Raw genomic sequence first — 20,975 nt, forward strand, 5'->3', positions numbered from 1 at the left:
TTTTATCTAAATTGGCATTATAATCTTATCCATGCCTGGAGGAAGAGGTAGAATAGGAGTAATTATCCCAGCAAATAACGCAGCAATGGAATATGACTTGTGGAAAATGGCTCCAGAAGGGGTTACAATACACGTTACCAGAATGAAGCCTACAAAGGGTTGTGAGCCTACTGACGTTGAGGCTTTTAGACAGGAAATTAAGGAAACTTACTACTTACTCCACGAAGTTTCTGACGTAATAATTTACGGTAGAACTTATGGGACTCATAAGCACGGTAACATTATTAAGGAAATAATTAAGGATGTCGTAATACCAGAAGAAGCTGTAGTTGAAATACTAAGAAAGTTAGGAGTTAAGAAGGTTTGGGTCGGTACTCCTTATATAAAGGAGAGAACTTTGGAGGAAGTATCTTGGATACGGTCTCAAGGATTTGAGGTAACAGGCTTTGATGGTCTAGGTAAGATTAAGGGTGTTGATATTTCTAACACTCCGGTTTTTACAATCTATAGATTAGTAAAAAGGAATTTGGAAGACGTACTTAAGGCAGATGCTGTTTACATTGCTTGTACCGCATTATCAACTTTTGAGGCATCGCAATACCTGCACGAGGATTTGGGAATGCCTATTGTAACAGAAAACGTTGCAGCGATGTGGAAGGCTTTGCAAAAGATTAAAGTTAAGGGCATTACGCCAGGGTTTGAATTAAGATAGAAAACTTTTATAATGATAGAATGTAGTTATGTCTGTGAATAGAATAATAATAGGAATACTGCTGATGCTGATATCCATTTCGGCATTAGTATTTTATTCACAAGATCATTATAAAGAGATAAGATTGAACCCAAATGATGGATACACAATGAGAATTAATTCGCCAATAACCTTCATTTATTACAAAATATGCGGAGGAAATGTTAGCCTAAGAATTGTTAATGGATCTATAATAAATACTTATGGAGCAGACGGTAAGTACATTGCTTTGGTTAAAAATAATGGGAAAGGCAGCTTGCTGGTATTTTTGAATAACGATAATCAAAGCATAAGTATAATAAAGTACACTGTAGAGGCCTTATGCGATAGTAAATTCTATGAATTCCTTTTCTCTGTTCTCTTGTTCATAATAGGAGCAGGAGTAGTTCTAGTTGAAATAAGAAAAGGAAGAAAATAATTACTTACTTTAATCACTCTGTATTTTGGTTTATTATACTTACTTCATTAAAAATACATTTATTCTAGATTTTATTTATTCATTACGGACAATGTTAACAATGTAAACTTAATTTAGATAGATCTCTAAAAAGATTTATTAAAAAGTTAGAAAACGTATATACTTCAGACAATGTAAAAAATATATTCCCTAAAAGTTCATTAACACCTATGAGTTCAGTTTCAAAAGGTTTAATTAACCTAGTTAATGCTGTATTCCAATTGGATAAGGACTGGGTAAGCAGAATATCAATGGCAATGATAGTAATGAGTCTAATTTGGGGAATCCTAGGAATTATTGATGCGTTAATGGTGAGAATTCAAGAACTAAGCTGGGGAGTCTCTCAAACCTTAGTTTTTACTTCACAAGAGTACTATGCAGGAATAGGATTACACGCAATGAGAGACTTATTCGGCTTTGCAGTACAGTTGGAAATTGCTATCTTTGTATTTTTATCTTATAAGATCTTGAACTTCCAACCAAGGGCAAAGTGGTTCCTTAACATTGGATTCATACTATTCAACATAGCATTCATGTTACTTGAAGGACCAATAGTTGCGTATCCAACGTTCAACGATAATTACTTCCCAGCTGAAAGCTGGTATTACTTGTCACCTTATGGATTACCTGCATATTCACAAGATGTAGTATCTCCGCTATGGTTTTTTGGCTGGGAATTAATGGATATAGGTGTTTACATATATGTTATATGGCTAATTTACCATTACTACCTTGCAACTAAGACGTATAAAGAAAAACTACCAATATTTGGAGTCTTTGCATTAATGACTTCACTAATGATAGCAATAGGTTGGAGCGGAGAAGTTGCGGCTAATACCTGGGATATATTAAACTACTACGGACTTGTAGGACTAAACGTAATATCTAACCAAATTGCCTTCGGAATATTATGGCACTCTATTGTATACATAGTCTGGATGCCCGCTGTTGGAGCAATGTACTACTTAATACCGCTCTTAGCAGGAAAACCATTATACAGCGATAAAATGGGAAGAATTGCAGCACTTCTTTACCTTGTCTTCTCCAACAACGTACCAATACACCACTTATACATGGTAGACTTACCAGTATACTTGAAAATCTTACAAGAAGTATTAACATACGGTGTTGTTGTACCATCAATGATGACGTTCTTCAACTTATGGGCTACAGTTAAAGGAGCACAAGTAAAGATGAACTTGATCACAGCATGGATATCAATTAGCTTTGCAGGAGCAATTGCAGCTGGAGTAACTGGAATTGCTAACGGTGATATAAGCTTTGACGCAATAATTCATGATAGCATGTGGGTAGTTGGGCACTTCCACGCAATGATATTCTGGTCAATTGTTCCAGCGGGATTTGCAACCCTTTATTATATGATACCAATGTTGACCGGTAGAATGTGGTACTCAACTAAGCTAGGCTGGATTCACATGGTAGGCTACATGATAGGAACAGCAATGATAATAGTAGGATTTGACGCATTAGGACTATCAGGTTTGGTAAGAAAGGCTGAAATTTATCCATTGATTCCTGCTTACGTTACTCCAGAAGTTGTAGCCAGCGTAGGAGCAATGATAGCAGACTTTGCAACATTAATATGGCTAGGAAACCTAGTATTAACACTATTAAAAGGAAAGACTCAAAACTTTGAAGGAGTAAGCTTGGATAACGCAGTATCATTCATAGCTTCAACGTTAGAAGCGCCAAGATTAGATAAGATAGAAGTACCTTTACAGAGCTTAAAGTCGGCATTAATAAGAGCATTTGAAAAGAAATAACGCCTCAATATTTCATAATTTTTTCTCTTCTTTCTTATTATGAAAGCTTCTTTTTTCCTTAAATTAATTATATACTGCATGAGAGCAATAATAATCGGTGCTGGACATAACGGACTTATCGCATCTTACTATTTAAGAAAGGCAGGTTTTGAAGTGTTAATTTTTGATAATAAATTCGGAGGAATGACTGATACTACGGTAATAAAAGGAGTTAAAGTAAGTAGAGCGTCCTACGTCCTAGGTTTAATGCCCAAAAAATTCATAGATGAATTTGAAATACCAGTAATTGAACAAGACCCAATACAAACAATATGGTTAGAAGATAGGATAATCCCATTCTGGAGGAATAGGGAAAAGAGAATAAAGGAATTAATAAAGGCAGGAGAAGATAAGTTTCCGGAATTTGAAGAGAAGATATTCAAATTTAAGAAACTTTTAGAGGAAAAGTTTACTTTCGTAATCACTCCGCCTTCAGAAAAAGAGGTTATAGAAGAAGCTAAAAATGCCGGAATAGAAGAAGTTATGAGACCTTCAAAAGAGTTCCTGTCAAAGTACCTTTCGAGAGATCTGCACGATTTCTTCATTTATCCAGGAATGGAAGATTCTCCTGCTTACCTAGTGGCTTACTTTTACGACGATTGGTCTTTCGTAAAAGGCGGTATGGGAACAGTTGCCGAGAAGATCTTTGAGAAGGCCAATAAGCTAGGAGTTAATTTCGTGAGAGAAAAGGTGGATAAAATTCTTGTTGAACATGATAGGGCAGTAGGAGTTAAGGTTGGGGATAAGGTTTACAAGGCAGATGTTATTTTGTCTACCGCAAGTCCTGCAGAAACTATGAAATTGGCCGAATATGAGCATAAGTTTACTCTAGGTAAAAATAGGTGGGTTAAATATAATGTAATATTAAAGGAATTTCCTAAGGTAAATGAGAGGATAAAGAATTTCGTCAATTCAATAATAGACTTCGAAGGCGGAGAAGTTGTAATTCCTTCAACAGTTGACGACAGGGGAGGAATAATAATGGAATTCATGGGTAATTATGAAGAAGTAATTGAAAGGTTTAAAGGCGAAATAGTTTACGTTGATAAATTAGATGCCAGAATTGCGGAAGAGATATATAATTTGCCTGCGGGTAATTTAAACCATTTACCTATGAAGGAACCGTACTTATTTGATGGAAGGCCAGAGAAAGGTTGGGGGTATAAAACTCCCATAAAGGACTTATACTTAGGAGGAGCAGGAACTTACCCTGGAGGTCAGGTCTCCGGCATTCCAGGTTACAATTCAGCGAGACTAATAGTTAAGGAAAAGCTGGGAAAGGAAATAGAAGATATTTAATTTCTTAGTCAACACGATTTTATGAATGAGGGATTAAGGGACGAATGGATAGCCTTCTTTTATTAAAATGCTTTCCCCGTCAGTACTATCATAGTGGCGTTAATGACGCTTCTCCCCAGCTCGACTGTAGGAGAGGTAACCAGAATTTATAGATGAAAGTCCCGTTCTTATTGCGTTAGAAGAAAATGAGAATTTCTAGTGCCGTGATTTAGGCTCTATTTTTGTTGATTGTGAATAGCTCTTTCTACTTTTTGGTATTTCCGAACGGATTATTATTGACTTAGTCCAATTTAGTTATAACTAAAGATGAGAAAGATAAGAACTTAGCTAATTCGTTAAACATACCTTTTCACTATGCGATGTTTATAATAATTCCTTTAATAATAAGGTTTATTTATAAATTATAAGCATATTTTATGGCATATTAGCTTTTGTAGTGCTATCCGTAAGTTCCTCCTTGCAAAGGAGTAAGAATCATCGTAGATTATTAAAGTCTTTTAATATTTCTTGAGAAATCTAGAAATCAAGTTTATTATTCCTACAGCTAATGAAAACCAGTACGTAAACGTCGGATAACTTTGTATAAGCATTGTTATTTGATATCCTGAGTCTACGAATTCTACGCTTTCCTGTCCTATAATGAAAAATGGATAAGTAACGCCTTGAACGAAGTGTGAAATTACATAATTAAATATTATGTAAATTATCACTGGATCTAGGATATAGAATAGTGAAGCCCATGCTACTAGCAAGTAACTTCTTTTCTCACCTTTTCTAAGCATAAGATAAAGAAAATACAAGGAAACTGCTATGACATAAAATCTAAATGCAAAAAGTATCATATTAATAAAATTGGAAATATACAAATACTGGCCTTCAAAGTAGATATTCAATAGAAATAAGGAATCATTAATCCTAACAATTCCTCCTACAGAATATGTCCACCAACAATAAGGTAAGAGTGCTACAATAACGTTTAGTATTAAAGCCAATGTAGATAATGGATATTTTATCATATTCTCTCACTTGTACAAACAGTAACATTAAGAAAATGTAATTTAATAAAAATGATGCAATTATCATTTTTGATATTATTGTAAAATTCATGATAATTATTAACATGTAACGTAATATTCTCTGCCGTCTGTGCTGGAATAACTGCTGAACTAGGTAAACTTATTTCTTTTCCATTTATACTGCAAACTATTACAGGGAAATTCTCAGGATTATTTATGCACACTTCTAATTTATTACCTTCTGCAAAGAAAGACATCTTTGGTTGGCTGAAAATATTGATGTTAGAGAGTTGTGAGACCCCTTGATTTAATGAGTTCAAGGCGTTCATAAAAATTAATTCAATTGAAAGAACTGCAATAAATGCTATAAGTCCTACAGTTTTCACATCATCCTCTTAACCTCTCTAGTAAAAAACTTTTTGCAGTTAGAACTACTGATTCAAGAATATGCTAACAGTTAACAAATTTTATCGTTATGTTTATTATATCTGCATATTCCCTACAAGTGCCCTTCAACTTAAATAACAGTAATTTATGGTATTACTTAAAGATAATTTTTAGATTCTCCTTCTATAGTTTACCTCTCTTATCTCCTTCCATTTCCTTTGTTACTTTGGTTGAATTAAGAATTGCCCTTGAGATGCTTAAGGAAGGAATTCAGCACAAATGGAAGACCGTTATCAGTGCATTAGTATCTAGATAAATTAGCTGACTTCCTCCTAAAGGGTTCCCTCCCAAGTGGTTCATCGATTCGGGTGGCTCAGAGCATTGGAAGAGTGAGGGACTTTCATTCACCTAGTCCACTATTGCTGGTTGCTCATACTTGAGCTGGGGAGGAGCGCCATTAACGTCTTGGGATATTCATCCCCTTTCATCCCTTAACCCCCATCTCTGTAATGGATATCCTAAGCCTCACTTCGTCTTATCTAGGGAGGAACGTTAAGATAGAGAGAAATTGATTGTGGAAAAACATTTTTACTCCAGCTTCTAGCCTAGGTTGATGAGTTTAATACTTTTAATAACTAATTACATAGGAATTATTGCATTTTCAATATCAGGTTCTATGAAGGCTATTGAAAAGAAAATGGATTTACTTGGTGTTATAACACTAGGTTTTTCAACTTCATTGGCTGGAGGAATCTTAGCTGACTTACTGCTAGGAATTACTCCACCCACAAACTTAATTTACATACCTTACCCCACAGCATCCTTTATTACTAGCATAGTTACTTTTGCGTTCTACAAGAAATTTACTCACGTAAGTAAGCCTTTAATATATGCAGATGCTCTAGGTCTAGGAGCATTTACTGCTTCTGGAGCTTCTTTGGCATTTAGTTTAAGACCAGATCCCCTGCTGGTTATAATGGTAGGAACTATAACCGCTGTAGGCGGAGGAGTACTTAGGGATATATTGGCTAATGAGATACCCCTAGTTTTAACTAAGGAGTTCTATGCCTCAGCGTCAATTATAGGTTCTACAATATATTACGGTTTAGCGGAGTTAGGCGTGCAGACTGGATTCCTTACTACTTTAGTTCTACTTTTAACGTTTACTCTAAGACTTCTTGCTATTAGGATGAAGTGGAAGTTGCCTTCATCAGCAGTTTTCGATAAATCGTGAAGTTCATATAATTTATTTTCTGTAAAACTAATTAAGCCCAAATCCTAATGTATCTTAACGCTAAGGAATATTGCTGATAAAATGATTATTGTCCCTATTGTCTCATAAATGTTAAGGAACTCTTTAAAAATAATCATTGAAAGTATTATTGTAAATACAGGCTCTAATGCGGTAATTATTGATGCGGTTATTGAGTCGGTCTTCTTCATTCCCCTGTAAAAGAAGAAATAAGGAATTACGGTGGCAAAAATTGCAAGATAAATACCGGCGTAAACTGAAGGTAAATTTAGGACTCTAACAAAAGGTAAAGAGAAAGGTATTGACCAGAGGGACTGTGAAAATATTATTTCCCAATCGTTCATACCTTTTTTTTGTAGGAGTCGAGAAAAGGATATTAAACCTGCGTAAGTTAAGCCCGAAGCTAAGCCCAAAAGGAACTGCTGGAGAGTAGGAACTCCTAAGTACATGATATATAAACCGGCTAAAATCATTATTGACGAGATAATCTTTCCTAAAGTAGTCTTCTCTTTAACCAGAAAGTAGGAAAATATTGAAACCCAGAGGGGAGCAGTGTAAAGTAATACTGCAGAAAGTGAGGGACCGTCAACTGGAATTGTATAAATATATGTTAAATAAAAGAGCGAAGAAACAAAACCCATACCTATAGCATATTTATTTACTACTATTTTTTTCACAATAAACAGGGAAACGACTGCGGAGACTACACTCCTTATTATTACCATCGCAAACTGGTTCCCGCCAAGTAAGTAAAAGTAATTAACTACTATCCCAATTGTGCCCCAGAAGAAAGCTGCTAGAGTTAAATCTATGTGACCGCTTGTTCTCATTTGATACTAATAAAAGTGTATTACATTATTTAATTAATGTTGGAGTTTGAAGATGTAAAAATCGATATAGAGGACGAAAAAACTAGAAAAGAAATTCAGAATTTCTTTTCAATATTCATTTATATCTCGAACTTTTACGAGAAAAACTGCATAATTCACTTCCATTGCAACGGAGTACAGATAGAAGGAAAGCCTGGATTTGTAATTGTAAATAATTTTCCTAGAATTTACTCTAGAGGGGCAGATAAACTTAGGGCTTTGGCCTACCTTTCCTTATTTAGAGAAGAGAAACCTATTGTTGAAAGCGATATTCAGGCAATATCTTCAATATCTTTTGTTCCTCTTTATTTTTCGATTAAAATGAAAGAAAAAGGAATAACAAAATTTCTATCATCGCTTACTCATTACTATTCAGCCATTTATAACCAGCTAACTAACGAGAAAATAAGGGAAGACTTTAAGGAAGTTTTGAATTCATTCTGGGCTATAGATATAAAATACCTAGAAAATATTAAAAATTCTTACTTAACTCACTTAGAGCTTTATATTAAATTATTAGGATTTTCAACTGGAGTTTCCTTATCGTATAATGACATCTTAAAGAAATATGGCATAATTTCATAGTCAAAGGTTTTTAATTTCTTCTTATCCAATAATAATTAATGTCACAGATAGATGATATTATCAAACAATATAATAGCGGTAACTTGAATTTAGCATTAAGAAAATTGGAAGAATTAGTTAGTAAAAATCCCACAAAAGAAGCTTACGAGCTAATGGCAAAAATCCTCCTTGAAATGGGAAAAGATGATGAAGCATTAGAATATTTTGAGAAGGCTGGAAATAAGGTAGAGAAAGCAAGAATACTACTATCTAGAGGAATGTATTCTGATGCCTTGGACGAATTAAAAGACGTTAATTCTACTGAAGCTAAGATAATTAAGGCTACTATATATTTGAGGAAAGAGGATTACAAGAAAGTTATTGAAGAGTTAAACGAAATAAATGACGAGCTTTCTTCTAATCCCCTTTACTATAAAATAAAAGGAATAGCCGAGTACTATTTAGGAAATTATTACGATGCACTTAGGGATTTAACTAGAGGCATCGAGCTTTATCCATTAGATTCCGAACTCTATTATTATAGAGCACTAGTGAAAATTTCATTAAATGAAGATAAAGAAGCGGAAAGTGATATAAATACTGCAATAAACTTGAACCCTTATTATGCCGAGGCTTACTTCAGTAAAGGCTTACTTAAGGAAAAGAAAGGAAAATATGAAGAAGCAATTGCCTATTATTCCAAATCAATAGAAATTAATCCAGAATATGTAGAGGCATACGTAAGAAGAGCTAAATCTTACATGAAGAGCGGAATGGAGAAAGAAGCGTTTGAAGACATTAAAGTTGTTAAAGAATTAAAAGAAAAGAAGGAGAATATAGCGAGAATAGACATCGATAAGGAAAATGATGGTTAACTTGTTATATTTAGCTTATTTAATTCCATAATAACATAATCTATGTTAGGTCTTTTTAAGATATCTGGAGAAGTCATTGTTTTTATTAATGGATCAAATTCAGCATACTCTGCAGGTAAAGAAAACCTTTGGTGAAATATCTCTAATTCTTTCCTGGCTTCTTCCAAATAAATAGCATAAGGCTGATTCTTTACATAGGCTTGAACAGCCTTGTCCATGAGTTCTGACACCTTAGGAGGATTAAATTGCGTTTGAGTAAGCATTTTATAAATTGTTGCTCCTAAAGCGTATACATCCATTCTTACGTCAGCACCTTTATTAGTGAGCATAGCTTCTACTTGATCTATTGAACAGTATTGTGGAGTATACTCTAGCACTCTTTCTCCTATCTTTCTTGCAGAACCTAAATCTCCTAATTTAACTGAAATTACTCCATTTCTTATGTTCTCGTAAATTTCCTCAGCCGTTTTCCCTGGATATTTGTTAAAGAATATGTTAGAAGGCTTTACATCAAGATGAACATATCCTTCTTGGTGGACTATTTTTAAAGCGTTAGCAATATTAAGCGAGATTAAAGCTACAACTTTCTTCCAATAGTTTGAGAGTACTATTGCTTTATTTTTTAGTAAATCTTCCACTGTACCCCCTTCCATTAGTTCCATAACTATTGCAGGAGGCGTAAAATAATATACTTCTGACTTTCCATTTACTATATCCATTATACTATTTAAATCCGCAAAAAATCCAAATATTCTAACAATATTAGGTGACTTCTCAGAAATACTCTGTAAGTTAGATGACTCTTTTGATATGTTTCCAAATACATTAAGTATATCATTAACATTTGATTTGGAAATTTTAGCAACTTTTATTGCGTATTGTTGACTATTTCTTTCTCCAACTAATACATATGAACTTCCTCCACTCCCTAAAACCTTAGTAATTTTATAGCCGTATAAATTGCTACCTATCCAAATATTGGGATCCCAAGATTCTAAGGGAGGGAGTTGTTTAGGATTTGTAGTTGATGCTATACCCATAATTGAGGCTAGGGTTAATTTTGCTTTTTCCTTAATAGGTTGTGGCAAGTTTTTTGTGAGCAAATAACTTGCAAATTTCTCTGCAGAATCCTTATCTTTCAACACTAATACATCAAGTAAAACATTAGCATCTGATGGAATAATATTCTTAGATATTATACAATTTACCACATTTGAAAGATTATTACAGTTATTGTAGATTATTTTTCCCGCAAATTTCGAGTAAATCCAGGACATTGAATTACATTCAAATTTACCTGCAGCATCACAGAAGATCTTAGTATATGTATAATTTAACTTTAGTAAAGTATCCAAATACTTTTCCGCCTTATTATATGAATTTGAATTTATTGCACTAAATAGTTTATTCTCTATGAGCTGAGGATTAGGTAAACTAATCGGAATTACTGAAGCACCAAGAATTAAGAAAACTAATGTATAATAAGGTGAATAAATAAAGGAGAACCAAGCTAGGCCCAATGATGCCAAGGATATTACTATTGCGAACTCCGTATCTCTTTGTCCTCTGAAAATTATACTTCCAAATACAGAAACTGCTATCATTACTAGAATCAAATATGTTGCAAAATGATTTACAATATAATAATATATTATTTCCTTTAGTGTAGAAACATTATTTAATATTAAAAGTAAAAATATCAATGGTAATAGCGCTGAAAGAAAATAAGGCAATGCAACATTATTTACTGCGTCAAATACTAATCTTTCTGCTTTTTTGCTAGCTGATAATACAAATCCTAGTATTCCTGAAACTGTATAGAACAGAAACATATGATTATAAAATAATATTGAGTAAGGCAAACATTTGAAAATACATGAGTAGCATCTTATATTAAAGATAGAATACTGTAAAATAGGCAATAGTATAAATGCTGTAATAATTAAATATATTATTTGCAATTTAGTTCCTCCAAATAATAATGCAATTAATAGCATTATTAAGGTTAAGATTATGAAAGTTATATAGAAAAATATAGAAATTGAAATGTTAGATAGCATAGAACTAAAAGTCTGCTGTAGTAATGACGGTATTAATAAATTTGATAAAACAAGCGCTATTCCTATCGACTTAAGGCAAGGCTTTATTGACATCGCTAGAGCATATATTATTAAGCTTTCAGTAACAATAAATATAATTGAATTTGATGAGAATAGGGAAATATCATTAATCATTGGATATAAAATTATGAAGCCCACGAGTATTGAAGATGCTATAAATGAAAGTCTAATAGTATTGACGATTTTTTCGTTAATTCTCATTTGGAGATAAATAGGCTTAGCATAATTTAAGTTTCACTATATTTTGATTTGATATTTATAAATAAATAGTTTTTTAATTCTTCTTCTGGTAAATTGTAAATCTTTTGCGTAAGCTCTTTAGCTAACATATCTCTCTCCTCAAAACTCATCTTTACTCCAGCCAATATCAATCCTCCAATTACTGCTTGATAACTATAAAAAATACTTACGCCTAAAGAAGAAATTTCGTCCCTAATAATTCTAGAGTTCATTACACCGCCTATCACCGAAACTCTTCCGCCTTCTTTCTTTAATCTATTAATCATCCTCACGATATATTCGCTTGCCTCCTTCATTACTCTTAAAGCTAAAGGATCTCCTCTCTGAGCAAGTTCATCAACTATTACTGCAAAACTAGCAATAAGCCTCTTATCCTGCTCCTTTGAAAGCTTTATTACTGCCTCCCTAAAAGGTAATTTAAAATATTCCTCCACTGCATGAGGAAGTTCACTTTTTTCCTCAATTCCGTCAACTACCCTTGTTGCATAAGTTATAGCGGTCTTAGCTATCCAAGAGGCAGAACCTTCGTCACCAAAAATCCAGCTCCAACCACCAACTCTATGCAATACACCGTTCTTTTGATAGAAAGCTACACTTCCTGTACCCGGAGCAAAAACTCCGCCATCTTCAAATAAATTGGTAGCCCTATAAGCTCCTACGCCATCATTATAGACTTGAGCATTAGGGAAAATTCTTCTTACCATTTCTTCTCCTCTTTTAGTATCTTCAGCAGAGTCTCCTATTCCTGCTAAACAAAAAACTGCCTTATCTGCCTTATCTCCTTCCGCCTCCTTTATTGCTTTTCTTAAGTTTTCTTCCGCTTTACTTGCTCCTATTATTGTAAAATTAGAAGATCCTGCTAGTCCTATTCCTTTAATTTTAAATTTGTTCTCATCAAAAAGTAAAGCTACTGTCTTAGTTGCACCGCCGTCTACTGCCAATATCACATTCTTTGTTTGGATACTAAGTTATTAATGAGTTTCCATAATCTATCATGTGAATAACCTTTCTGAAATAGGGAAAATCCTAGTAGATAACCTAAATAGATATTATATGCCTTTTCCAGTAGATAAAAAAGTTTGTAGCGGTTGGGCAAAGGATTTACATAGAGGAGGGGATACAATTATTTACACCTCATGCATGTACCAAATAGAACCGGCAGTAGGAATGTTCCTTAAATTTCTTCCCTCAATTTCGTCATTTAAAGTACTAATGCCACTTGCAAGATTAGTTAAGCCTTCAAAGTCTCAGCTGGATAGAGCTTACAAAATCTTAAATAACATCGTGGAAGCTTTGGAAAAATCGGGAATAAAACCTGGCTACCTTTATGAGGAAGAACCTTATAGCGGAGCAATATTACTTGAAATGGGCTTTCTAGAGGAGTTTGGAGAATACGCAAAGAAGATTGTATCTCTCTTTAGAGAGAAGGGAGTTAAAAAGATAATAACCGTTGATCCTCACACTCACAACGCTCTGACTAGGTATCAAGAGTTTGTTAAACACGACTTAGAGATAGTAAATTATCTAGAGCTAGTAAATTATACCAAAAAAGTTGAAGGAGAATTTACAATTCACGACTCGTGCCTTTATTCTAGGTTCCTAGGTTTAAGGGAAAAATACAGAGGGCTAATAGAAAAATCAGGAATAAAGCTAGTGGAAGATGAGATGATAACAGGAAAGGATACTTCCTCTTGTTGCGGCGGTCCATTAGGACCCGTTGATCTGAAAGTCAGTGAGAAAATCGCTGAAAATAGGGCTAAGGATTTGGAGAAACTAAGTAAAAGACTTCTAGTAGTTTGTCCAATATGCTACGTCACTTTATCGCCTCACTTTAAAGGAGAAATAATGGACATTGCTGAGGTGATATTTTGAGCTGGGACATTGCAGTAAATAGAGCTATAAATAACGCTGTCCCAAAGGTATATAAGGTTTTAAGGGAGCATCCTTACATTGAGGAATTAGCTAAGAGGCTTAGAGAAGCTAAGCTTGAAGTTCTAAACAATCTGGAGAAATATGTGGAAGAGACTTTACAATCAGTTAAGAACAATGGCGGAAATGCTTACTACGTTCACGACGAGAAAGAAGCTCAAGAAATTGTTGGGAAAATTGTAGGAAAAGGCAAGATTGTTGTAATGGGCAAATCAATGGTTGCTTATGAATTAGGAATAAGGAAGTACTTGGAAAGTTTGGGAAATGAAGTTTGGGAAACTGACTTAGGAGAATTCTTAATACAACAAGCTAACGAACCGCCTTCCCATATAATAGCTCCGGCAATTCACATGACTAAGGAAAGTGTAGGTAAGCTCTTAAAGGAGAAACTAGGAGGAGTAGATGAGAATTCTAAAGTTGAGGACATGGTAGCAGTTGTGAGGAAATTCTTGAGAGATAAATTTGTTAAAGCAGATGTAGGAATAACTGGGGCAAACGCAATAGCTGCAGATACTGGCTCAGTATTGCTGGTTGAAAATGAGGGGAACATAAGGTTCACAACTGTAGCTCCTCAGATTCATATAGCAATAGCCGGTGTCGAAAAAATTCTACCTACTTTGGCTGATGCAATGATAGAACCTTTAGTTCAGTCAGCTTATGCAGGACTTTATCCGCCAACATACGTTAATTTAACTTCTGGGCCTAGTTCTACAGCAGATATAGAACACAATAGAGTAAGGCCTGCTCACGGCCCTAAAGAATTTCACTTAATATTGGTGGATAACGGGAGGGTGAAGGCTAATAAAGATAACGTGTTAAGAGAAGCTTTACTTTGCATTAGATGTGGAAGATGTCACTTTCATTGTCCAATATATAGAGCCATTGGAAATATTTGGGGAGATCCACCTTATAGTGGGCCAATGGGTGCAATGTGGTCTTATATAGTCAAGGGCGATACAAAGCCTGCAATGTATTGTGCTCATTCGGGCAACTGTAAGGAAGTTTGTCCTATGCGGATAAACATTCCAAGAGTATTAGAACATATTAAGAATTTAGGTTTACATTCACAAGGCAAAGATAAATTAGATTATAAATAATATTTTCCAATCTTATGCTTTATAACAATCATGTTAATAATATTTCACTTAAAATATTAGACAATACATTCCACTAATAATAGAATACCGAAGAAGTCATTCTAGCACGCTAAGATATATTAGATATGTTGAATATATGATCAATAGTAATATTACAATTACGTGAATGAGAGAATTGAACATGGCACACCTTGTGTGAACTTTTTAGACTTAAATTAAATGATTTAACGTATGGTTAAATTTAGCGTCGGCAAATTACCTTATTTCGAGAAATGGATAATCTTAGGAACTTTAATAGGTATTGCTGTAGGGTTATTTTCTATAGCCTTTACAATTCTCCTAGATTTTTTTCAATTACTCTTTATTCATATTATTTTACACGTAAGTTACCCTAAACCTCTAGGAGAAGGGGGAAATTTAAGAATACCTCCTTTTCATCCTAACTTTCTAATTCCTGCAATACTTGGACTCGGAGGCTTGATAGCTGGCATTATCATATACAGAATCTCTCCAGAGACCGCAGGTGGCGGAGTCGATTTTGCAATAACTGTTTATCATAAATTACAAGGTAAAATGAGAAAAAGAGTAGCCCTTGTAGAGCTTTTTACGTCAACAATTATTTTAGGCTCTGGAGGTAGCGCAGGAGATTTAGGCCCTATGGGGCTAATAGGTGGATCTTTGGCCTCAACTATTGCCCAACTTTTTGACCTAACTCCCGAGGATATGAGAAGAGCAGTAGCTGTAGGAATAGGCTCTGGAGTAGGAGCAATATTCAAAGCACCTATAGGAGGAGCATTATTATCTGCCGAGATACTCTACAGACGAGACCTAGAGCCGGAGGTTATCTTGCCTTCAATGATTTCCTCAGCAATTGCTTATTCGATTTACGGTTCATATGTGGGCTTTCAACCTATATTTGGACTTTATCCTTTCCAATTTTCACCCCTTCGTTTGCCATTTTATGCTTTATTAGGAGTCATAATAGGGTTATTTTCAATATTATTTGTAAAAATTTATTCTACGATTACGTTGGCATTTAAGAAAATGAAAATAAGAGATGAAATAAAGCCCGCAATAGGTGGAGTTCTAGCAGGCTTACTAATTCTGATCTTCCCAGAAGTAATGGGCACGGGATATGGATGGGATAACCTACTTGAATTCGGCGTTATACCTTTCTCTTCTTTGCCTTGTATTTTCCTCCTTTTAGTAGGTTTAGTTAAAATGCTTGCATCCTCGCTTACTATAGGTAGCGGTGGTTCAGGGGGAATAGAGGCTCCCGCTTTTGAAATAGGCGCATTCATAGGTGCATCTTACGGTTTAATATTACATGATCTGTTTCCCAAAGTTGTCCCAGTAATAGCTCCATTTGTAGTAATAGGAATGCTTACAATGTTCGGCGCTTCCGCAAAGGCTCCACTATCTGTAATGATAATAATAACTGAAATGACTTCATCTCTCCAATTATTGCCTGGAGAAATGATAGCTGTTGCATTAGCTTACGTAATTTCTGGGAAGTATACTTTATATCCTGCGCAATACCCGACTAGGAGAGAGTCTCCAGCTCATAGGAGCGAGTACGAGGTTCCGATATTGGAGAACATAAAAATTAGTGAAGTACCGTTTACTGAGCTAAGGATAAATGAAAATGAAGACGTAATGAGCGCAAGAAAGCTAATGGAGGAAGAGGGTTATTTTTCTCTTCCAGTAGTTGATAATGAAGGGAACTTTGTAGGAGCAGTATTTTATAAAGACGTTGCTAATAAGAAGGGGAAAGTTATCGAATACACTATAAGAGGAATACCTTATGTTACTCCAAACTCTAATATTGAAAATGCATGGGAAATAATAACGAGAACAAAATCTAGGTGGGTTGCAGTTGTAGAAAAAGGTAAACTAATAGGAGTAGTAACTTTGGAAGATCTGTTTAATGTATATGAAAAAGAGCTTAAGAAGGTTCATAAAGATTGAGTTAATTTACAAAACTGGGGGTTAAGGGGGCGGAAAGCCTCGCAGGCGGGGATGGATAGCCCCCTTATAGAAAGTTTTTAAAACTGTCAAACTATTTTTTCTTTTAGTGACGTTAATGACGCTCCTCCCCAGCTCGACTGAGGGCTCAATGGGACTGTGAGAGGGGCAACCAGAATTCCTCTCTAAGGGACTAGATGAATGAAAGTCCCTCACTCTTCCAATGGGGGTGGTTCTCTGAGCCACCCGACTGCCCACCAGATGAGAGATGTAATCCCGAATCAATGGTGGGAACTATGAACCCCTTGGGAGGGAACCCTCGCTCTTCCAGGGCGGGGAGGAAGTCAGTAATTTCCTGAACTAAATATTTAGAAAGTTCTAAGCATTTTATTGCGAGATCTTCTTTTAAGCTTTCATAACCATAATCTGCGTCCTTTCTTCTCTCATATAAATATAAGCATTCCCTTGCTAATTCGTCTTTACCCATATGCTTTAAAATGTTAATTAATTTATCATCTCTTTTAGGAATAGTTGTTCTAAGCTTTCTAGCTAATTTCTCAATTTCCATCCTCACTGCAAAATATGAAGCTGAAACGGCTTTATTATAACACCCGTTTTTTATATCTATTTCTGCTTCCTTTAATAGTATATCAACTTTGTCCATTCTGGATTACGTAAAAGTTTATTGAACAGTTGTACTTAGAATTAACATCTAAAGCTACGTCGGCAATACTCATAATAACGTCGTCAGTCTTATTCTTAACAACAACAAGAACATTACTATCGTAAACTTTCTCGTTCTCATCTAAACCAATGATCATAACGAGGTTATTTCCTAACCTTTCTTTCAAAGATTTTGTAAACTCGAAAAGGGCAGAATCCCACTCTCTCGTAAAATTTAATGAGTACATCAATATAAAAAGAGAGATTATTAAAATAAAATTCTTACATCAACTGCAAAGGCCCCTTTCTCGTTAACAATTAATGGGTTAATATCCATTTCCTTGATATTGAGGTCTACTATCATTCTAGATACAGTAACTATTGTCCTTATTAACGAACCTTCATCATATCCTCTTTTCCTTGCAGTTAACATATCATGAACCTTACTTTCCTTAAGCATTTCTAAAGCCTCGTCCTCATAGACCGGAGAAATTCCGTAACTAACGTTCTTTAAAACCTCAACGTAAATTCCTCCACTACCTACAAGAACTGTATGACCAAATACTGGATCCTTTAAACCTCCTACAAACACTTCCAACCCTGTTAATTGCTCTTGAATCATAACCCTCTTAGTTATTTGTGAAAGTTGTTTATACACGCTCTTTACCATATCCTTCTCAACGTTCATTACAACGCCTTTCATTTCAGTCTTATGCAAGGGCTTATCTGCGGAAATCTTCATTACAACAGGATAACCAATACTGTCAGCAACTCTTTGCGCCTCTTCTTCCGACTGTGCAATACCCCATTTAGGAGTTTTTATTCCGTATATTTCCATTAACTTCAGTGCCTCATAGTCTGCTAAATACTCTTTACCTTTAGTAAGTTCTACTGCAGAGGAAATTGGCTGTGCAATCCTTATTTTCTTTCTAGGATTAGGCTTTGAGGTTAAATACCTTATTGCTCTAACTGCGGCCTCTGGAAAATTAAAAGCCGGAATTGATGCAGACTCTAGGATTCTTAATGCAGAATCCTCATCAACACCCATCATTACTCCTACTACTCCTTTACCTTTATAATTCAACAAAACCTTGGCAACTTCACTACAGCTTACTACTGGTAAAGATTGAACAATTACAAGTTTTGTACAATCGAGATCTTGCACTATTTTCATTGCCTCTGCATATCTATCTCTTCCTGCATCACCTGATAAATCCAAAGGATTCTTTGGCAAACTAGTTACAGGTAGTATTTTCCTAAGTTCGTCCTTTATTCTATCCGGTATATCAACCATATTTAACCCGCTCCTTGAAATCGCATCAGAAGTTAATACTCCGTGACCCCCGCTGTTCGTTACTACTAGAATATCTCCTTTTATTGGCTCAGGAGAAGTTACAAACCTTGTTAGATTAAGGAAGTCACTTAAGTCTTCTACAAATATTCCTCCGACAGTCTTTATTGCGGCCTTAAATACTTCATATGAGCCTGCTAAACTACCAGTGTGAGTTTTAACTGCTTCAGCACCTTTTGCTGTAGCCCCTCCTTTTATAAAAACTACAGGCTTTCTTGAGGCCGCGTCAGGTACTACGTCTAGGAACTTCTCACCGTCTGAAACCCCTTCAAGGTAAACAAATATCGCTCTAGTTTCTGGATCTCTGGATAAGTAATCAATTACTTCATATTCTTTTACGTCTGCCTGATTGCCCATGCTAACTAGGAAGCTTATTCCGGTTCTTGTCCTTTGAGCCCAATCCAGCATGTAAGCTCCTATTCCACCGCTTTGAACAACTAAAGCTATTTCTCCCCTTTGAACATTAGCATAAGCAAAGGTACCGTTAAAGTCTGGAGAAATTAAACCCATTGTATTTGGTCCTAAAACTCTTATTCCGCCCTTTCTGGCTGTAGAAATTAATTCCTCCTCAAGCTTAGCTCCTTCTTCTCCTACTTCTCTGAAGCCAGAAGTTATAACGATTGAGGCTTTTACTCCTTTCTCAACGGCGTCTTCCATAACCTCTACAGCAAACTGCCTTGGTACCGAAATGATGGCTAAATCCACGTCTCCGGGAATTTCCTTCAATGTTTTATAAGATTTCATTCCTTCTATTTCTTCAGCCTTATTATTTACTGGATAAATTTTCCCTCTGTAAGTTGATAGCAAGTTCCTTAAAATTATGTTACCTATCTTTTCTCTATTTCTTGAAGCTCCTACTACCGCTATCGATTTTGGTCTAAAAAGAGGGTCTAATGACATACATTACTTTTGGAACCGAGATTAAAATTTCCTATGTATATTCATTTATAGATTTCTAATTAACCTTGTTAAAAGCCAATAATACTTAAATATGTAAAAGAGTATATAAGTAAATATGGGAAAACTTACAATCGAGATCTCAGATGAAGTGGAGAGGGAACTTAGGACTTTCGTTGCCCTTGGCGGTTATAAGAAGGGTAAGTTAAGTAAGGTAGTTGAGGAATCCATAAAGGAATACATATCGAGACACAAAATTACTGTAAGGGATGACGAGATCCAATTTAATCTGAAAGACTTAGAGAAGGATAAGTTATACCTTGTAGATTATGAGGGTGAAAAGTACGCAATCCAAGTGACTTCTGATAATAAAATTAGACTTTATGAGGTATTGGAAGTTGAAAATAAAGCTGTGGAAGGTGGAAATAATATTAGAAGTTAATTCTGAAGAGCTAAAGCCTTGTGAAGGTAAGATTATACCTTCATGGAGCTATAGGAAGATGAAGAACGTAAAGTTTTACGTTCATCAAGACGAGAAAGGTAACGTTAAAATTAGGAAAATAGGATAGTGATGCAAATGCCATGTACAGGAATTCATGCAGTACCCTCTGGGCCTATAGAATTTCCAGAGCTAGTCTACTCTTTTATTGTATGCGACGAGAAGGTAGTAATGATAGACGGAGGAGTTGCAAATAGCATAATGGACGTTAGTTTTCTCGATAAACTTGATTATCTAGTAATCACACACCTTCACATTGATCATATAGGTTTAATTCCGGATATAGTTTCAACCTATAAGCCTAAAATACTAGTTTATGAAGGTTACAAGAAATACCTTGAGAATCCAGATAAGATAAATAAGACAGCAAGGCAAGTTTTAGGAGAACTGGTGGACATTTACGGAGAAGTTAAACCGATTAATGGAGATATACTAGAAGTTAAAGGAGGAGAAGAGATAAAGATAGGGAAAAACACGATGAAGATATTTTACACTCCCGGTCACGCTAGACATCATATTTCAGTAATGATTGGAGATATGCTTTATACCGGAGATTCTGCAGGAGGAAGATATAACGGAATTCCTTTCCCTACTACTCCTCCGCCCTTAGATTTAGAGAAGTATATTTCTAGCCTAGAGTTCCAAATTTCACTGAAACCTAGATTAATTGGCTTATCTCATGGAGGGTTTACTTCGTCATCTCACCTCTTAGAGCATTTAGAGCAAATAAAGAATAACCAACATGTAGATATAAACCTTGGAGGTACTCAAGGAGAAATTCTAAGAAGACATTTGGAGATTAATTATAAGGGATTAGAAGAAGCTAGGTTAAAAGCCGTAGGGAACAAAGGGCTTTCACAGAAGCCTTAATAGGCACTCTAGCCCCGCGGCTAAAGAAAAATTTTAATTTGAGGAAAAAAA

The 20,975-nt window shown here is 35.2% G+C and carries 21 protein-coding genes; 13 read left to right on the plus strand and 8 right to left on the minus strand.

Translation table 11 applies throughout. From position 1 onward, the window contains the following. Nucleotides 1-31: 31 nt before the first annotated feature. The 4 genes from D1867_RS10005 to D1867_RS10020 all read left to right on the plus strand — a co-directional run bounded on the left by D1867_RS10005 (nucleotide 32) and on the right by D1867_RS10020 (nucleotide 4,330). Nucleotides 32-712, plus strand: a complete 681-nt coding sequence (locus D1867_RS10005; protein ID WP_155864004.1) for a maleate cis-trans isomerase family protein — start codon at nucleotides 32-34, stop codon at nucleotides 710-712. A 34-nt stretch (nucleotides 713-746) separates the two neighbouring features. Beyond that, nucleotides 747-1,169 carry a hypothetical protein gene (locus D1867_RS10010; protein ID WP_155864005.1) on the plus strand — a complete coding sequence of 141 codons (423 nt, stop codon included), beginning with the start codon at nucleotides 747-749 and terminating at the stop codon, nucleotides 1,167-1,169. A 209-nt stretch (nucleotides 1,170-1,378) separates the two neighbouring features. Further along, nucleotides 1,379-2,992, plus strand: coding sequence for a cbb3-type cytochrome c oxidase subunit I (locus D1867_RS10015; RefSeq protein ID WP_155864006.1), 1,614 nt, complete (start codon nucleotides 1,379-1,381; stop codon nucleotides 2,990-2,992). Nucleotides 2,993-3,070: 78 nt separating this feature from the next. After that, nucleotides 3,071-4,330 carry a phytoene desaturase family protein gene (locus D1867_RS10020; protein WP_155864007.1) on the plus strand — a complete coding sequence of 420 codons (1,260 nt, stop codon included), beginning with the start codon at nucleotides 3,071-3,073 and terminating at the stop codon, nucleotides 4,328-4,330. 497 nt (nucleotides 4,331-4,827) lie between these two features. Here the strand turns inward: D1867_RS10020 and D1867_RS10025 are convergent, their stop codons facing one another. Both D1867_RS10025 and D1867_RS10030 read right to left on the minus strand, forming a co-directional pair. Beyond that, nucleotides 4,828-5,346, minus strand: a complete 519-nt coding sequence (locus D1867_RS10025) for a hypothetical protein (protein ID WP_155864008.1) — start codon at nucleotides 5,344-5,346, stop codon at nucleotides 4,828-4,830. Beyond that, nucleotides 5,343-5,732 carry a hypothetical protein gene (locus D1867_RS10030; protein ID WP_155864009.1) on the minus strand — a complete coding sequence of 130 codons (390 nt, stop codon included), beginning with the start codon at nucleotides 5,730-5,732 and terminating at the stop codon, nucleotides 5,343-5,345. The genes D1867_RS10025 and D1867_RS10030 overlap by 4 nt, the downstream gene beginning before the upstream one ends. 614 nt (nucleotides 5,733-6,346) lie before the next feature. Between D1867_RS10030 and D1867_RS10035 the strand changes: the two genes are divergently transcribed. Then, nucleotides 6,347-6,967, plus strand: a complete 621-nt coding sequence (locus tag D1867_RS10035) for a trimeric intracellular cation channel family protein (protein WP_155864010.1) — start codon at nucleotides 6,347-6,349, stop codon at nucleotides 6,965-6,967. A 44-nt stretch (nucleotides 6,968-7,011) separates the two neighbouring features. Here the strand turns inward: D1867_RS10035 and D1867_RS10040 are convergent, their stop codons facing one another. Next, entirely contained in the window at nucleotides 7,012-7,815 is an 804-nt protein-coding gene (locus D1867_RS10040; protein ID WP_155864011.1) for a DMT family transporter, read from the minus strand. Between the two features lie 36 nt (nucleotides 7,816-7,851). Here D1867_RS10040 and D1867_RS10045 point away from each other — a divergent pair, with 36 nt between their 5' ends. Both D1867_RS10045 and D1867_RS10050 read left to right on the plus strand, forming a co-directional pair. Continuing rightward, entirely contained in the window at nucleotides 7,852-8,439 is a 588-nt protein-coding gene (locus D1867_RS10045) for a hypothetical protein (RefSeq protein ID WP_155864012.1), read from the plus strand. 38 nt (nucleotides 8,440-8,477) lie between these two features. After that, on the plus strand, nucleotides 8,478-9,293 hold the full coding sequence (locus D1867_RS10050) for a tetratricopeptide repeat protein (RefSeq protein WP_155864013.1): 816 nt from the start codon (nucleotides 8,478-8,480) through the stop codon (nucleotides 9,291-9,293). On the opposite strand, the gene D1867_RS10055 is transcribed toward D1867_RS10050, so the two are convergent. After that, nucleotides 9,290-11,614, minus strand: coding sequence for a serine/threonine-protein kinase (locus D1867_RS10055; protein ID WP_155864014.1), 2,325 nt, complete (start codon nucleotides 11,612-11,614; stop codon nucleotides 9,290-9,292). The two genes, D1867_RS10050 and D1867_RS10055, sit on opposite strands and share 4 nt — an antisense overlap. A gap of 26 nt (nucleotides 11,615-11,640) precedes the next feature. Further along, nucleotides 11,641-12,600 carry a BadF/BadG/BcrA/BcrD ATPase family protein gene (locus tag D1867_RS10060; protein ID WP_155864015.1) on the minus strand — a complete coding sequence of 320 codons (960 nt, stop codon included), beginning with the start codon at nucleotides 12,598-12,600 and terminating at the stop codon, nucleotides 11,641-11,643. 40 nt (nucleotides 12,601-12,640) lie between these two features. Between D1867_RS10060 and D1867_RS10065 the strand changes: the two genes are divergently transcribed. From D1867_RS10065 to D1867_RS10075, 3 genes are all read left to right on the plus strand, one after another. Then, nucleotides 12,641-13,525: a heterodisulfide reductase-related iron-sulfur binding cluster gene (locus D1867_RS10065; RefSeq protein WP_420809296.1), complete on the plus strand. Its 885-nt coding sequence runs from the start codon at nucleotides 12,641-12,643 to the stop codon at nucleotides 13,523-13,525. After that, nucleotides 13,519-14,679 (plus strand): LUD domain-containing protein, encoded by a 1,161-nt coding sequence (locus tag D1867_RS10070; RefSeq protein ID WP_338078129.1) that lies wholly within the window; start codon nucleotides 13,519-13,521, stop codon nucleotides 14,677-14,679. The genes D1867_RS10065 and D1867_RS10070 overlap by 7 nt, the downstream gene beginning before the upstream one ends. Before the next feature lie 231 nt (nucleotides 14,680-14,910). Further along, on the plus strand, nucleotides 14,911-16,647 hold the full coding sequence (locus D1867_RS10075; RefSeq protein ID WP_155864017.1) for a chloride channel protein: 1,737 nt from the start codon (nucleotides 14,911-14,913) through the stop codon (nucleotides 16,645-16,647). A 190-nt stretch (nucleotides 16,648-16,837) separates the two neighbouring features. Here D1867_RS10075 and D1867_RS10080 read toward each other — a convergent pair whose 3' ends face one another. Genes D1867_RS10080 through D1867_RS10090 form a run of 3 tightly spaced genes read right to left on the minus strand, consistent with a single transcriptional unit; the run spans nucleotide 16,838 to nucleotide 19,558 of the window. After that, the gene (locus D1867_RS10080) at nucleotides 16,838-17,308 is read right to left on the minus strand and encodes a hypothetical protein (protein ID WP_240872216.1); all 471 of its coding nucleotides are present in this window, start codon (nucleotides 17,306-17,308) and stop codon (nucleotides 16,838-16,840) included. After that, entirely contained in the window at nucleotides 17,295-17,558 is a 264-nt protein-coding gene (locus tag D1867_RS10085; RefSeq protein ID WP_205737150.1) for a hypothetical protein, read from the minus strand. Before D1867_RS10085 ends, D1867_RS10080 begins: the two co-directional genes overlap by 14 nt. Nucleotides 17,559-17,575: 17 nt before the next feature. Further along, nucleotides 17,576-19,558, minus strand: a complete 1,983-nt coding sequence (locus tag D1867_RS10090) for an acetate--CoA ligase family protein (protein ID WP_155864018.1) — start codon at nucleotides 19,556-19,558, stop codon at nucleotides 17,576-17,578. 115 nt (nucleotides 19,559-19,673) lie between these two features. Here D1867_RS10090 and D1867_RS10095 point away from each other — a divergent pair, with 115 nt between their 5' ends. From D1867_RS10095 to D1867_RS10105, 3 genes are read left to right on the plus strand one after another with little or no spacing between them, the layout of a single operon-like run. Beyond that, a complete protein-coding gene (locus tag D1867_RS10095) occupies nucleotides 19,674-19,997 on the plus strand; it encodes a ribbon-helix-helix domain-containing protein (protein ID WP_155864019.1) in 324 nt (107 codons plus the stop codon). Next, entirely contained in the window at nucleotides 19,975-20,124 is a 150-nt protein-coding gene (locus tag D1867_RS10100; RefSeq protein ID WP_155864020.1) for a hypothetical protein, read from the plus strand. The genes D1867_RS10095 and D1867_RS10100 overlap by 23 nt, the downstream gene beginning before the upstream one ends. 8 nt (nucleotides 20,125-20,132) lie before the next feature. Continuing rightward, the gene (locus tag D1867_RS10105) at nucleotides 20,133-20,924 is read left to right on the plus strand and encodes an MBL fold metallo-hydrolase (RefSeq protein ID WP_155864021.1); all 792 of its coding nucleotides are present in this window, start codon (nucleotides 20,133-20,135) and stop codon (nucleotides 20,922-20,924) included. Nucleotides 20,925-20,975 lie beyond the last annotated feature (51 nt).

This window comes from Acidianus infernus, assembly GCF_009729545.1.
Classification (GTDB): Archaea; Thermoproteota; Thermoprotei_A; order Sulfolobales; family Sulfolobaceae; genus Acidianus; species Acidianus infernus.

What these genes read in the sequence shown, in the direction of transcription:
- D1867_RS10095 (WP_155864019.1), top strand. Translation starts at nt 19,674, where the DNA reads ATGGGAAAACTTACAATCGAGATCTCAGATGAAGTGGAGAGGGAACTT.
- D1867_RS10080 (WP_240872216.1), bottom strand. Translation starts at nt 17,308, where the DNA reads ATGGACAAAGTTGATATACTATTAAAGGAAGCAGAAATAGATATAAAA.
- D1867_RS10020 (WP_155864007.1), top strand. Translation starts at nt 3,071, where the DNA reads ATGAGAGCAATAATAATCGGTGCTGGACATAACGGACTTATCGCATCT.
- D1867_RS10045 (WP_155864012.1), top strand. Translation starts at nt 7,852, where the DNA reads ATGTTGGAGTTTGAAGATGTAAAAATCGATATAGAGGACGAAAAAACT.
- D1867_RS10075 (WP_155864017.1), top strand. Translation starts at nt 14,911, where the DNA reads ATGGTTAAATTTAGCGTCGGCAAATTACCTTATTTCGAGAAATGGATA.
- D1867_RS10090 (WP_155864018.1), bottom strand. Translation starts at nt 19,558, where the DNA reads ATGTCATTAGACCCTCTTTTTAGACCAAAATCGATAGCGGTAGTAGGA.
- D1867_RS10055 (WP_155864014.1), bottom strand. Translation starts at nt 11,614, where the DNA reads ATGAGAATTAACGAAAAAATCGTCAATACTATTAGACTTTCATTTATA.
- D1867_RS10025 (WP_155864008.1), bottom strand. Translation starts at nt 5,346, where the DNA reads ATGATAAAATATCCATTATCTACATTGGCTTTAATACTAAACGTTATT.
- D1867_RS10040 (WP_155864011.1), bottom strand. Translation starts at nt 7,815, where the DNA reads ATGAGAACAAGCGGTCACATAGATTTAACTCTAGCAGCTTTCTTCTGG.
- D1867_RS10035 (WP_155864010.1), top strand. Translation starts at nt 6,347, where the DNA reads ATGAGTTTAATACTTTTAATAACTAATTACATAGGAATTATTGCATTT.
- D1867_RS10105 (WP_155864021.1), top strand. Translation starts at nt 20,133, where the DNA reads ATGCCATGTACAGGAATTCATGCAGTACCCTCTGGGCCTATAGAATTT.
- D1867_RS10015 (WP_155864006.1), top strand. Translation starts at nt 1,379, where the DNA reads ATGAGTTCAGTTTCAAAAGGTTTAATTAACCTAGTTAATGCTGTATTC.
- D1867_RS10005 (WP_155864004.1), top strand. Translation starts at nt 32, where the DNA reads ATGCCTGGAGGAAGAGGTAGAATAGGAGTAATTATCCCAGCAAATAAC.
- D1867_RS10050 (WP_155864013.1), top strand. Translation starts at nt 8,478, where the DNA reads ATGTCACAGATAGATGATATTATCAAACAATATAATAGCGGTAACTTG.